General features: G+C 65.9%; 9 protein-coding genes. 6 read left to right on the top strand and 3 right to left on the bottom strand.

Annotated elements, in window-relative coordinates:
• Nucleotides 1-2 precede the first annotated feature (2 nt).
• Both B5J99_RS16205 and B5J99_RS16200 read right to left on the bottom strand, forming a co-directional pair.
• Complete coding sequence (locus tag B5J99_RS16205; protein WP_117352992.1) at nt 3-2,150, bottom strand: penicillin acylase family protein; 2,148 nt, start codon at nt 2,148-2,150, stop codon at nt 3-5.
• 69 nt (nt 2,151-2,219) lie between these two features.
• Nucleotides 2,220-3,800, bottom strand: coding sequence for a tetratricopeptide repeat protein (locus B5J99_RS16200; RefSeq protein WP_117352991.1), 1,581 nt, complete (start codon nt 3,798-3,800; stop codon nt 2,220-2,222).
• A gap of 157 nt (nt 3,801-3,957) precedes the next feature.
• On the opposite strand from B5J99_RS16200, the gene B5J99_RS16195 reads away from it, so the two are divergent.
• From B5J99_RS16195 to fdhD, 6 genes are all read left to right on the top strand, one after another.
• The gene (locus B5J99_RS16195) at nt 3,958-4,851 is read left to right on the top strand and encodes a LysR family transcriptional regulator (protein WP_117352990.1); all 894 of its coding nucleotides are present in this window, start codon (nt 3,958-3,960) and stop codon (nt 4,849-4,851) included.
• A gap of 72 nt (nt 4,852-4,923) precedes the next feature.
• Complete coding sequence (locus B5J99_RS16190) at nt 4,924-5,337, top strand: NAD(P)H-dependent oxidoreductase subunit E (protein WP_069050206.1); 414 nt, start codon at nt 4,924-4,926, stop codon at nt 5,335-5,337.
• Nucleotides 5,334-6,875, top strand: a complete 1,542-nt coding sequence (locus B5J99_RS16185; protein WP_117352989.1) for an NADH-ubiquinone oxidoreductase-F iron-sulfur binding region domain-containing protein — start codon at nt 5,334-5,336, stop codon at nt 6,873-6,875. The genes B5J99_RS16190 and B5J99_RS16185 overlap by 4 nt, the downstream gene beginning before the upstream one ends.
• A 21-nt stretch (nt 6,876-6,896) precedes the next feature.
• Entirely contained in the window at nt 6,897-9,755 is a 2,859-nt protein-coding gene (fdhF, locus tag B5J99_RS16180) for a formate dehydrogenase subunit alpha (protein WP_117352988.1), read from the top strand.
• Nucleotides 9,752-9,964, top strand: a complete 213-nt coding sequence (locus B5J99_RS16175) for a formate dehydrogenase subunit delta (RefSeq protein ID WP_211337837.1) — start codon at nt 9,752-9,754, stop codon at nt 9,962-9,964. Before fdhF ends, B5J99_RS16175 begins: the two co-directional genes overlap by 4 nt.
• On the top strand, nt 9,957-10,760 hold the full coding sequence (gene fdhD / locus B5J99_RS16170; protein WP_054134530.1) for a formate dehydrogenase accessory sulfurtransferase FdhD: 804 nt from the start codon (nt 9,957-9,959) through the stop codon (nt 10,758-10,760). The genes B5J99_RS16175 and fdhD overlap by 8 nt, the downstream gene beginning before the upstream one ends.
• Here fdhD and B5J99_RS16165 read toward each other — a convergent pair.
• Nucleotides 10,747-13,050: an SdrD B-like domain-containing protein gene (locus tag B5J99_RS16165; protein ID WP_117352987.1), complete on the bottom strand. Its 2,304-nt coding sequence runs from the start codon at nt 13,048-13,050 to the stop codon at nt 10,747-10,749. The two genes, fdhD and B5J99_RS16165, sit on opposite strands and share 14 nt — an antisense overlap.
• Nucleotides 13,051-13,055: the final 5 nt, after the last annotated feature.

Raw genomic sequence — 13,055 nt, 5'->3', positions numbered from 1 at the left:
AATCATGGGCGATACCGCCGCTTGGCATGCGGCATCAGCTGTTGCCGGGTGAAATAGACCGGCTTGGTCTTGTGTTCGACGAATAGCTTGGCCTGATCGGCATAATGCGGGCTGTCCGGCCGCGTGGTGGCGGCGCCGAAAGGCTGGATCGAGCGCGACGACACCGCGCCATCGGCGGTCCATTCGACGAACTGGATGAAGCTGTCGCCATGGCGTACGGCAAAGCGGCCATCCTTTTCGTCAACATCCCACAAGGTCGCGGCACGCAGTGTGTCCGATCCGCCATCCATCGGCAGATCGATCGTGCCCTGACGCAGTCGCAGCACGGTGCCCAGCCTGGGGTCGAGCGACTGGAAATGCTTGGTGAGGTGCTCGATGGCGGCAGTCAGTTCCTCGCGCGCATCGGGCAGCGGCAGGCGGCGATAGCTCTGCCGCATTGCCGGACGCATCAGCATCAGCGCGAGCGCGTCGCCCTTGCCCTTGCCGTCCATCTGCCAGTCCCACGCGCGGAGCAGCGCCTGCGCCTGCGTGATCCGCTCGTCACCCTCGGGCTCGACCGCCAGCAGGGCGGCGATCCAGCCGGTGGCATAATCGGACTTGTCATAGCCGACATCGTACTTGATCCGCTCGAGCGTGGCGGCATCGATCTGGCCCGCCGCCTCGAACAGCTTGATTGCCTGGCGCGCACGGTTGGTCATGTCGCTTTCGATCCCCATCAGCGGGGAGAAGGCCTCGGGCTCCAGCTCGTCGCCCGGGCCGGCTGCGACATAGGGCGTGTTGTTGGCATTCATGATATAGCCCGAGGCCGGATTGACCAGCAGCGGAACCTTGCCCCAGGGCAGATGGCCATGCCAGATCAGCTCGCTGCGGTTGCCAGGCAGCACGCCGCGCCAGTCCGCCCCGGGCTTGCGCGCGGGGAACAGCGCATTGTACGCCATCGCGATATTGCCTGCCGCATCGGCATAGATGAAGTTGGTCGCAGGCACGCCCTGGATCGCCATCGCGGCCTTCCACTCGTCGAAATTGCGCGCCTTGTTGATGCGGAAATACTGCTCCAGCATCTTGAGATCATCGATCCCGGCATAGCGGATGGCGAACGCGCCCTTGGCGTTGAGGATCACCGGGCCGTGCGCGGAGCGATAGACGGTCTGCGGATAGGGCAGGGTGAACGGCCCCACTTTGACCTTGAGCCACACCTGCCGGGCTTCCAGATCGCGCCATTTGCCGTCGAGCTTGTACTGCGTCTTGTCGTCGTTGAGTTCGAGCTTGTAGACATCGATCAGATCGGGGCGGTTGACCGTGTTGGTCCAGCCCAGAGTCTTGTTGTGGCCCAGAAATGGATAGGGCGATCCGGGGAAGGTCGCGCCGGCGAAATCCCAGCCTTCTTCGGAGTGTACCACCAGCTCGTACCAGGCGACGCCGCCGCGCCAGGGCTGGTGCGAGTTCGAGATCAGCCGGGTGACGTTGTCGGTCGAGCGGGCAGGGGCCACGGCAAAGGCGTTCGATCCGTTCATGTCGGGCTCGGGGCCGATCGGGGTGACGCGCGCGACTTCTTTGCCGGTCAGTTGCGGCCCGCCCTCGATCGGCAGGTCGTTGCCCTCGACCAGCGCGCCGAGCACCGAATCGAGCCCGAAGAAGAATGGCGAGCGCAGCGCGAACCCGGCGGCGATATCCTGTCCGTTGAGCGGGAACAGCCCGGTCAGCCGGACCTCGTCGGGGTGCTTGTCGGCATAATGGTTGAGCCCGGCGGCATAGGCATCGAGCAGCGCACGGATATCGGCGGGAAGCTGCGCATATTTGCGATCCACTGTCCCGCGGATGTCGAGCAGATGCGCGGCAAAATCGACTTTCGCTCCGTCCGCTCCGGTCATCGCGCCGCTGCGCATCCGCGTCATCGCGGCGACTTCCTGCAGCGTTGCAAAGTCATCCTCTGCATGCGCGAAGGCCACGCCATACGCGACATCGGGATCGGTCTTGCCGAAGATGTGGGGCACGCCAAAATCGTCGCGGACAATCTCGACATCGTAGCTGCGCACCGGGGGCGCCTTGCCCTCCTCGGCCACCAAAGGCTCCCACACCGCCAGCGCGATGGCAACGACAACAATCAGGGCGACGAGGCCGAGGGCGATACGCTTGAAGACACGGAGCATGGCGCGCACCTTATCAGTTGAAAAATCTGCGTCTACTGACAATGCTGTAGGTAGCGGACGGTTTGCTCGTCACGGCTGGCTCGAGGCGGGCTTTGGCCCCAGCCTTGGCTTACCGCCCAGCGGTGCAAACCGCTCGGGCACCACCCGCGCCACCTTTTCGAACGCCGCGGCAAGCTCGGGGCTTTTCGCGAGAAGCAGATTTGGTTCGGGGTCGTTCCAGGCCGGCGGGGTATTTTCCATATAGCGCGGCTGCAGCGCGGCGATGGCGACGGGGCGATGGGTGTCGTCGGCCAGCGCCTCCAGCGCCCAGGCGATCGCCAGATCATCGCGGCCCACGCACATGGCTGAGCCGATGCTGCCCTGGACAGCATCCAGACGCACCGCCTCGAGCGCCTTGAGCATCGCGGCGGCTTCGTCCGTTCGCCCGAGGGTGTGCAGCGAACAGGCGCGCTGGCCAGTGATGATGGCGCGGGCGAAGGGGGACCCCTGCTTTTCGGCAATCGGCTGCGCGCGGTCATAAGAGGCGAGTGCCTCTGCATGACGCGCCTCTCCGGCGAGGGCGGCCGCATGGTTGATGGCAAAGTTTACCACCCACGAATGCTGCTCAGGATCGAGCGAGGCCAGCGCGTCGAGCGCCTTGAGACCTTCTTCGGGACGGTCGCTGGCGCGCAGCGCGATGGCCATGGAGTTGATCGCCCAGGCAATCTGTTCGTTGATCTCGGAATAGTCCATGCCGTCCTCACGGAACGGCTCGGTGGCGTCGATCGCGGGCTTGAGATTTCCGCTCTGCAGCAGCGAATAGATGAGGCCCGCGAACCGCTCGGTGTCGTTGGGGGCAGCCTTGAAGCGCTCGGCGTTGATCTGCACGTCCAGCTTCAGCACCTCGGCCAGATTGTCGCCCGCCCGCTCTTCCAGATGTGGCCAGAGCGGGGCATAGCGCCTTTGAGACAGCAGCGCGGCATAGGCGCCGGCATTGGTCACCAGATCGGCAAGGTCGCTGTCTTTGTCCGAAAGCAGCCCGGAATCGGCCTTGGCCTGCAGCAGGTTGATCCCGGTTCCGCCGATCACTTCGGGATCGAGCTGGCCGAACGAGCGCGCCGAATAGATCGACGACCACAGCGCCAGCTTGAGATCGGGTCGCTTTGCCGTCGTGGCCGCCCTGCTGAGATCGTAGATCACCTCGGGCGGGATGCTGGTTAGCGCCTCTCCGCCACCTGTCTTGGCGAGGATATCGATCCGCGCGATGGCCTGTTCGGGGCGCGACAGGAAGGAATCGAGCGAGATCGCCACCCGGTCAAACGCTTCCTGCCGTCCGAGCTTCGCCTCGGTCTGCTCGATCGCCGCGGACGCGTCGGCGTAGCGCTTTTCCTCGATAGCGCACCACAATGCAGCATTGCCGGCCGCGAAGGTCTCGGCATTGGCAGGCGCGGCGGCGCGCTTCAGCGCTTCGGCGGTCAGCGGCACGAGCTCATCGCACAGCAGCGGCTTGCTGCGCCCGCGTGCCTCGCCGAGCGCAGCCGCGAGCGCGGCGTCGTCAAGCTTCGAGGCATCGATTGGCGCGGATTGCAGAGGAGCGGCAGTAATCAGCGCGGTCGTTGCGAGAAAAACCGCCAGATACTTGCTGCGATGACGCCTGACTGCAAAATGCATGCACGTAATTCCTCTGTTGCACCCGAGCAAAAGTGGACGGGCGCGGTGAATTCGTCAATTCGTTCGTTCCGGCTGCGCAAAGGGGCAGGATGCTGGCGGCCGGCCGCTTGATAGGATATGGCTATCGAAGGGCCGAGGCTGAACGGGGGAGTGGGGAATGCATCTGAGGCAGCTGCGCTACTTCGTGGCGATAGCGCGGCAACGGCACTTTGCCCGGGCTGCGGAGGAGTGCGGCGTATCGCAACCCACGCTTTCGGCCGGACTGTCCGCGCTCGAAGCCGACCTCGGCCATCGCCTGGTCGAGCGCGACCGACGCTTTGCCGGGCTGACCAGCCATGGCGAGGCGATCCTGCCCTGGGCCGAGCAGATCCTGGGTGCGGTGGGCAGCATGGCCAGTACGCTATCGGCCAGTGCCGCGCCTTTGGGCGGCGAGTTCAGCCTGATGGCGATCCCCGCCGCGCAATCGCTCACCGGGCGGTTCGGCGAGGCGCTGCTGCGGCGCAATCCGGGGCTGAGCCTGTCGGTACGGTCGGCAACCTCGCGCGAGATCGACCGTGCGCTGCATGCGTTTGAATGCGATGCGGGGCTGACCTATCTCGACCACGAGCCGCCTGCCAACACGCTGTCGATAGCACTCGATGCCGAGCGCTATCTCTTCGTCACCCGCGCCGATGGGATCGATGCTGCGGTCACCGAGGCGAGCTGGCAGATGATTGTTTCAACGCCGCTGTGCCTGCTGCACCAGTCGATGCAGTTTCGCCGCATCCTCGATGCGCGGATGGCAGCGCTGGGCACGTCGATCGTGCCACGCGCGGTGGCGGACAGCTATGTCGTTTTGCTGGATATGGTGCGGTCGGGCCGGTTCAGCACAATCATCCCGCACAGCTATGGCGAGCTGCTGCAGGGGCTGGACTGGGCGCGGTTCCTGCCGGTCGCGGACGAGGGCGATGCCCGGCGGATCGGCTTGGTGGTGATGAACCGCAGCCCGCTCAGCGCGGTGGTGCAGGCAGGACTGTCCGCCGCGCGTGATCTGGTCTCGGAGCAAGTCTGATAGAAATATCCTATCACTGTTCGGATCTATTGATTTGACCCGATCGGGCTGCGCTCGCATCGTTGCGCGGTCATGACACGGATCGAGACTATCATCGCCGCCCATGCGGGCCGTGAAGGGCCGTTGCTTCCGATCCTGCACGATGTGCAGGCGGCGCTGGGCCATGTCCCCGAAGAGGCGGTGCGCACGATCGCGCAGGCGCTCAATCTCAGCCGCGCCGAGGTGCACGGCGTGGTCAGCTTCTACCATGATTTCCACTCCGCGCCCGAACCGCGCAGGGTGGTCAAGCTCTGCCGCGCCGAAGCCTGCCAGGCGCGCGGGGTCGAGGCTTTGGTGCGTGATCTGCCCGATGTTGCGGGTGTGAAGGTCGAGACGGTCTATTGCCTTGGCCTTTGCAGCGTCGGCCCCAACGCGATGGTGGGCGATACGCTCCACGCCCGGCTGGATGCGGCGCGGCTGGGCCAGTTGATGGCGGACATGGCATGACGCTGGTGCGGATATCCGACGATGCGCTGGCGATCGCGTGCGGGGCAGATGCCGTGGCGCGGGCCTTTGCCGAGGCTGGCTGCATCGTGGAGCGGGTTTCGTCCTGGGGGATGCACTGGTTCGAGCCGCTCGCCGAGATCGACGGGATGGGCTTCGGTCCGCTTGCGCCCGGCGACGTGGCTGCAGTGCTTGCGGGCAGCTCGCCCAAGGCCTTGGGCGCAATCGAAGATCACCCCTTCATCGCCCGGCAGCAGCGTTTCACCTTCGCGCGGGCGGGCAAGACCCGGCCATTGAGCCTTGAGGACTATGCCGCGCACGGCGGCTGGCACGGGCTGGAGCGGGCGCGCTCGATCGGGCCGGAGGCGACGATCGACACGGTCACACGCTCGGGACTGCGCGGACGCGGCGGTGCGGGCTTTCCCGCCGGGATCAAATGGAAGACCGTCGCCAACGCGCCGGGCGCGCTCAAATACATCGTTTGCAACGCCGACGAAGGCGACAGCGCGACCTTTGCCGATCGTATGGTGATGGAGGGCGACCCCTTCATGCTGATCGAGGGCATGGCAATCGCCGCGCACGCGGTCGGCGCGCACAGGGGCTATGTCTACATCCGCAGCGAATATCCGCACGCCATCGCCAAGATGGAAGCGGCGGTGGCGCTGAGCGCAGAGCTGATCGCACCCTTTGTGCTCGAGGTCCGGGTGGGCGCAGGCGCCTATGTCTGCGGCGAGGAAACCTCGTTGCTCAATTCGCTCGAGGGCAAGCGCGGCGAGGTGCGAGCCAAGCCGCCGCTTCCCGCGCTCGAAGGGCTGTTCGGCAAGCCCACCGTCGTCAACAATGTCCTGACGCTGGCGGCGGTGCCGTTTATCCTTGCGAATGGGGCGCAAGCCTATGCGGACATCGGCTTCGGTCACTCGCGCGGCACCATGCCGATCCAGCTCGCGGGCAACATCCGCCATGGCGGGCTGTTCGAGATCGGCTTTGGCATCACCTTGGGCGAACTGGTCCAGGATATCGGCGGCGGCACGGCCTCGGGGCGCCCGGTGCGCGCGGTGCAGGTTGGCGGGCCACTGGGTGCTTATCATCCGCCATCGGAATTCCATCTGCCGTTCGATTATGAATCCTTCGCCGCCGCCGACGCGCTGATCGGTCATGCCGGGATCACCGTGTTCGACGACACCGCCGACATGAGCGCGCAGGCGCGGTTCGCGTTCGCGTTCTGCGCAGCCGAGAGCTGCGGCAAGTGCACGCCGTGCCGCATCGGCGCGGTGCGCGGGGTCGAGGTGATGGACCGCATCCGCAGCCGCTCGGGCCGCGCTGCCGATCCGGTCGAGCACCTCCCGCAGATGCGCAATGCCGCCAAGGCTCCCCGCACTCTTTCGGACGAGATCGCGCTGATCGAGGATCTGTGCGAGACGATGAAGTTCGGATCGCTGTGCGCGCTGGGCGGGTTCACGCCCTATCCGGTGCTATCGGCGCTGCGCCACTTTCCCGAAGATTTCGGCGCCGAGCCTCAGCAGCAGGTGGCGGCGGAATGACCAGCTTCCAGGAGTGCAGCCATGGGCTATGAACGGCAGACCGATCTGGGCACGCCTTTGGTGGCGAGCGACACCCAAGTCACCTGCCTGATCGACGGCCGCACAGTCACCGTTCCGGCGGGTACCACTGTGATGCGTGCTGCCGCGCTGGCGGGCGGATCGATCCCCAAGCTCTGCGCGACGGACAATCTCAAGCAGTTCGGATCGTGCCGGCTGTGCCTGGTCGAGATCGACGGGATGCGCGGGACGCCGGCAAGCTGCACCACCCCGGTGGCTGAGGGCATGACCGTCCACACCCAGACCCCGCGGCTCGAAAAGCTGCGGCGCGGGGTGATGGAGCTGTATATCTCCGACCACCCGCTCGACTGCCTGACCTGCAGCGCCAACAACGATTGCGAACTGCAGGACCAGGCCGCCGCGGTCGGCCTGCGCGATGTGCGTTATGGCTATGAAGGCGCCAACCATCTCGAAGCGCCGGTCGATACCTCCAATCCCTATTTCGATTTCGATCCGGCCAAGTGCATCACCTGCTCGCGCTGCGTGCGCGCCTGCGACGAGGTGCAGGGCACGCTGGCGCTGACCATCGACGGGCGCGGCTTTGCCAGCAAGGTGTCCGCCGGGCTGGCCTCGGACAGCTTCCTGTCCTCCGAATGCGTCTCGTGCGGCGCGTGCGTCCAGGCGTGCCCGACCGCCAGCCTGCAGGAAAAGACGGTCAAGGCGATCGGCAAGCCGGAGCGCTCGGTCGTCACCACCTGCGCCTATTGCGGCGTCGGCTGCACCTTCCGCGCCGAGATGCGCGGAGAGCAATTGGTGCGGATGGTGCCATGGAAGGATGGCAAGGCCAATCGCGGCCACAGCTGCGTCAAGGGACGCTTCGCCTGGGGTTATGCCCAGCACCAGGAACGCATCCTGAAACCGATGATCCGCGAGACCATCGACCAGCCTTGGCGCGAGGTCAGCTGGGACGAGGCTTTGGGCTATGCCGCCGCGCGCCTCAACGCTATCCGCGACACCTATGGCCGCAACGCGCTGGGCGGAATCACCTCCAGCCGCTGTACCAATGAAGAGACGTTTCTGGTGCAGAAGCTGATCCGCGCAGGGTTCGGCACCAACAATGTTGATACCTGCGCGCGGGTCTGCCATTCGCCCACCGGCTATGGGCTCAAGACCACTTTCGGAACCTCTGCCGGGACGCAGGATTTCGACAGTGTGGAACACAGCGACGTCATTCTGGTGATCGGCGCCAACCCTACCGACGGCCATCCGGTGTTCGCCAGCCGGATGAAGAAGCGGTTGCGCGCAGGCGCGAGGCTGATCGTCATCGATCCGCGGCGCACCGATCTGGTGCGCTCGCCGCACATCGCGGCGGACTATCATCTGCCGCTGCGCCCGGGAACCAATGTGGCGATCCTGACCGCGATCGCGCACGTCATCGTCACCGAAGGACTGGCGGATGAGGCCTTCATCCGCGAGCGCTGCGACTGGGACGAATACAGCCATTGGGCCGAGTTCGTTGCCGAGGAGCGCCATAGCCCCGAATTCCTTGCGGCCGTCAACGGGGTCGATGCCGAGACGGTGCGCGGTGCGGCGCGGCTTTTTGCCACCGGCGGCAACGGCGCGATCTATTACGGGCTGGGAGTTACCGAGCATTCGCAGGGCTCGTCCACCGTGATGGCGATTGCCAACCTGGCGATGGCGACGGGCAATATCGGGCGGTCCGGCGTGGGCGTGAACCCGTTGCGCGGGCAGAACAACGTGCAGGGCGCGTGCGACATGGGCAGCTTCCCGCACGAGCTTTCGGGCTACCGGCACGTCTCCGATCCCGCGGCGCGCGCGCTGTTCGAGGCCGAATGGGGCGTAGCGATCGATCCGGAGCCGGGCCTGCGCATCCCCAACATGCTCGATGCCGCCACCGACGGCACGTTCAAGGCGATCTACATCCAGGGCGAGGACATCTTGCAGTCCGACCCGGACACGCATCATGTCGCGGCAGGGCTGGCAGCGATGGACTGCGTGATTGTCCACGACCTGTTCCTCAACGAGACCGCCAATTACGCGCATGTCTTCCTGCCCGGATCGACCTTCCTCGAGAAGAACGGCACCTTCACCAACGCCGAACGCCGCATTCAGCCGGTGCGCAAGGTGATGGAGCCGTTGAATGGCCTCGAGGACTGGCAGGTGACACAGGAACTCGCGCGCGCGATCGGGCTGGGCTGGAACTACACTCACCCGTCCGAGATCATGGACGAGATCGCGCGGCTGACTCCCAGCTTTTCCGGCGTGAACTACGACCGGCTGGATGCCGAAGGCTCGCTGCAATGGCCGGTGAACGAGGCTGCGCCCGATGGCAGCCCGATCATGCATGTCGATGGCTTTGTGCGCGGCAAGGGACGGTTCGTGGTCACCGATTATGTGCCCACCGACGAGCGCACAGGCCCGCGCTTTCCGCTGCTGCTGACCACCGGGCGGACGCTTAGCCAATACAATGTCGGCGCGCAGACAAGGCGGACGGCCAACACCGTCTGGCATCGGGAGGATTTGCTGGAGATGCACCCGGTCGATGCCGAGAACCGCGGGCTGGGTACCGGCGACTGGGCGCGGCTCGCCAGCCGTTCGGGCGAAACGACGCTGCGGGTGGTGGTGACCGACCGTGTCGCGCCGGGCGTGGTCTACACCACCTTCCACCACCCCGCGACGCAGGCCAATGTGGTGACCACCGACTTTTCCGACTGGGCGACCAATTGCCCGGAATACAAGGTGACGGCGGTGCAGGTCGCGCCTAGTAACGGACCCAGCGACTGGCAGGAGGCCTATGAGGCGCAGGCGACGCATTCGCGCCGCATCGCAGGCCAAGACAGCGCGATGGAGCCCGCCGAGTGAGTGCGTATACCGATGACAAGCTGGTCCACATGGCCAACCAGATCGCGCGCAATCTCGCGTTAGACGAGGATCCGGTCGGCGCGGTGGCCGCGCATATCCGCGCCTATTGGAGCCCCCGGATGATCGATGGACTGCGCCGTCAGAGCGATGCTGTGCTCGAGCCGGTCGCAGCAGCGGCGATCGCAGGCCTCGAACCAACGCATGGTTGAAGGCGCGCGACCATTTGGCCTGCGCGAGCATTTCGCGGATGGATCGCCCCCGCGCGATATTGAGCGTGCTCTTGTGGAGGAAGCGCCGATCGCGATCGAGATCAATGGGCTTGGCTATGCGGTGATGATGGCGACGCCATCGGATCTGGAAGACTATGCGATGGGCTTTTGCCTGTCCGAACAGTTGATAGCATCACCGGCCGAGATGGTCTCGGCCTTTGCCGCGCCGGTCGAGGCGGGTGGATGGGTGCTGCGCGTGCAGCTCGCGGTCGCCAACGCTGCGCCGCTGATCGAGCGGGCGCGGTTGCGGCTGGCCGAGGGGAGCTGCGGGCTGTGCGGGATCGAAAGCCTGGAACAGGTGATGCGTCCGCTCGCCCGGGTTGCAGCGACGCTGGACGTCGAACCCGCTGCCATGTTCCGCGCGGCAGGTGCACTGGGCGATTGGCAGATCCTGGGCAAGGTAACGCGCGCCGCGCACGCTGCAGCGTTGTGCGCAGCCGATGGCAGCATCCTGCTGGTGCGAGAGGATATCGGCCGGCACAATGCGCTCGACAAATTGCTTGGTGCCGCGGCGCGCCAGGGGTTGAACGTCGGCGACCATTTCATCCTGCTCACCGCGCGGTGCAGCTTCGAGCTGGTGCAAAAGGCGGTGATTGCAGGGGCGCCGTTGCTGGTGACGATCTCAGCTGCATCGACGCTCGCAGCCGATCAGGCCGCGGCGCATGGGCTGAGGCTGGTCAGCCTCGCGCGGCACGACAGCCTGCTCGAAATGGGTCAGCCGCTCACTCGCGAATAGCCGGGATATCGAGTTCGGTCACCGATCGCACCTGCATGGCGATGGCTGCGGCATAGTTGCCGTTGCGGCTGGTGGCGGGGTCGGAGACAATGGACCAGGGCAAAGGCAGCGCATCCGCGTTGACCGTTACCTGGTGACGACCGTCGATGACGCCTTCGAACCGGTAGAGCCCCATCGCATCGGTGCGCACCGCCTGCAGGCCATCCAGAATGACGATGATATCGGGCACGCCGCGCTCGTCGGCATCGCGCACGCCATTGGCGTTGGCATCCAGGAACACGCGGCCTCGCAGCGAGCCTGTTCCCCCCACCGGATATTCGGGCCGCCCCAGCACGCCCTGCGCGCGCCCGCCCGAGAACACATATTGCAGCGAGATCGATCCGGCCTGCAGGCGGAACGAGCTGCGCTGGATGCGGGCGATCTCCTCGGGCGTGAAGCCCAGCGGAGAGGTCGCCTGGCCGATCAGCCCGTTGCGACTGAGCAGGCTCGAGCGCGTATCGGTGAACGATGCGGTCAGCGTCCAGCTCGACGACAGCCGCGCGGTGGCCACCAGCGTCGCCGAGAACGCCTGGTCCTGCTGCGATGCCAGCACATCGAGCACGCCTCCGGTCGAATCGACCGGGCCGAACAGCGACTGGGCCGAGCGGCTGGCGTTGCTGCGATAGGCAAGCGTCGCATCGACGGTGATACCGGTGAACGGGTTGGCGCCGCCGCTGATGCCGATGCCGATGCTGTTGCCGCGTTCGACCCCGGCAGGATCGCCCGGCACGATCGCTTGCTGCAGCATCCGGCGGTGATCGAACGACAGCTGGGTGCTCAGCCTGCTGCCCGAGGGAAGCCAGGCCGGGAGCGTCCAGTTCTGGTTCCATCCGATGCGGTAGAAGTCCGATGCTGGATCGTGGCTCCACCCTGCCTCGATGCGGGTGGTTCCGACATCGGAGGCCAGATCGAAAAATGCCAGCAGCTGGCTGGCGGTCTGGCCGTTGGCGACCCGCAGCGTGGTGTTGAGCCCCGCTGCCATGCGGAAGGTCAGCTGCCGCCGGACATCGACATTGGCCAGGATGCCGCTGGAGCTTTGCCCGTTGACCGATTCCACCGCATCCACGCTCGCCGTCCAGCGCCAGCGCTGCGACGAAACCGAAAATCGGTAATAGGCGCCATAGGCGTTGTTGACGATCGCCGCTGTGCCCCAGGCCAGCCCGGGATCGAAGTAATAGAAGCCGCCGCTATGCGCCGCGCGGCCCCGGCGCAGGCTTGCGTCCAGCCAGAAACCGCCCGCTTTGCCGGTCTCGCGGAACACGAAATTGGGGTCCGGGTTGCCGCTGAGGTTCGACCAGATGGTGTTGGTCTGCAGCTGGAAGCCATCCCTCTCGACCTTTACGCTGGCCAGCGCGCCTTGCGACGAAAGGCGGTCCTGGCCTTGCGCCGGGCCGGTGGCCAGAATGATCGCAAAGGGATCGCGGCTGTCATCGACCGCGATGGCCTGAAAGCCCAGCGATACGCCCGGACCCACATCGGCCTGGCCGCCTGCAGTCATGCTGAGGCCCGACAGGCTGGAAAAATTGCCCAGTCGGATGCCGCCCAGCAGCCCGGGCTCACCCACCGCCAGATTGAAGCTGGCAACAGGCTCGGGATCGAGCCCTGCGGTGAGCACCGAGAGCGGGGCAAAGCTGTTGAACTGCACCGATCCGCCGAGCAACGGGGATGTCGGGATGAAGAACCGCTGCTGGCGGCGCAGCAGGTCGATCGATTGGGTGGCGACATTGCCGACGCTGCTGTCGACCACCCAGCCATTGCCAAGAGGCAGGCCAGTGCTGGACAGGGTGAGTGCGCCGTTGAAGCCGCTGCCCTGCGAGGCGGTGAAGGCGCGCGCCGCGGTGCCGGTGCGCAGCTGCGCGTCGATGCCCAGCATGCCGTAGTTGATCGTCTGGTAGCGGCCCGAAACCGTGAGCCCGAGCTCTTCCTGCACCTGATCGAATGCGGAGACATCGAGCCCCTCGATCCGGGCCTTGGGCACGATGCGCGAACCGCCCAGTTCGACCACCAGCGAGCGCAGGTTGCCCTTGCGATTGATGTTGCTGTCCTCGCCCGCCTTGGTCTGTTCAGGCAGGGAGCCGCCATCGATCAGCCGGTCGACATAGGCTTGGTCCGCGGCGCCTTCGTCGGGCGCGCTTTCCTGTGCCGTCTGGGCGAGCAGCGGCGGACTCGACGCTGCGACGCTTGCGATCAGCGTCAGCGCCGGTCGCAGCAGCCGCCCGCGTGCAGGATATGCCGATCGGTCACCGCGCATCGTGT

The sequence above is a fragment of the Blastomonas fulva genome, assembly GCF_003431825.1.
In the GTDB taxonomy this organism is placed as follows: Bacteria; Pseudomonadota; Alphaproteobacteria; order Sphingomonadales; family Sphingomonadaceae; genus Blastomonas; species Blastomonas fulva.
Note: the sequence above shows the minus strand (reverse complement) of the source record. Positions and strands in the feature narration are given on the sequence as shown.

Bases quoted from the DNA above. Each gene is read 5' to 3' on its own strand.
- B5J99_RS16190 (WP_069050206.1), top strand. From the start codon at position 4,924: ATGACACGGATCGAGACTATCATCGCCGCCCATGCGGGCCGTGAAGGG.
- B5J99_RS16165 (WP_117352987.1), bottom strand. From the start codon at position 13,050: ATGCGCGGTGACCGATCGGCATATCCTGCACGCGGGCGGCTGCTGCGA.
- B5J99_RS16200 (WP_117352991.1), bottom strand. From the start codon at position 3,800: ATGCATTTTGCAGTCAGGCGTCATCGCAGCAAGTATCTGGCGGTTTTT.
- B5J99_RS16195 (WP_117352990.1), top strand. From the start codon at position 3,958: ATGCATCTGAGGCAGCTGCGCTACTTCGTGGCGATAGCGCGGCAACGG.
- fdhF (WP_117352988.1), top strand. From the start codon at position 6,897: ATGGGCTATGAACGGCAGACCGATCTGGGCACGCCTTTGGTGGCGAGC.
- fdhD (WP_054134530.1), top strand. From the start codon at position 9,957: ATGGTTGAAGGCGCGCGACCATTTGGCCTGCGCGAGCATTTCGCGGAT.
- B5J99_RS16205 (WP_117352992.1), bottom strand. From the start codon at position 2,150: ATGCTCCGTGTCTTCAAGCGTATCGCCCTCGGCCTCGTCGCCCTGATT.
- B5J99_RS16185 (WP_117352989.1), top strand. From the start codon at position 5,334: ATGACGCTGGTGCGGATATCCGACGATGCGCTGGCGATCGCGTGCGGG.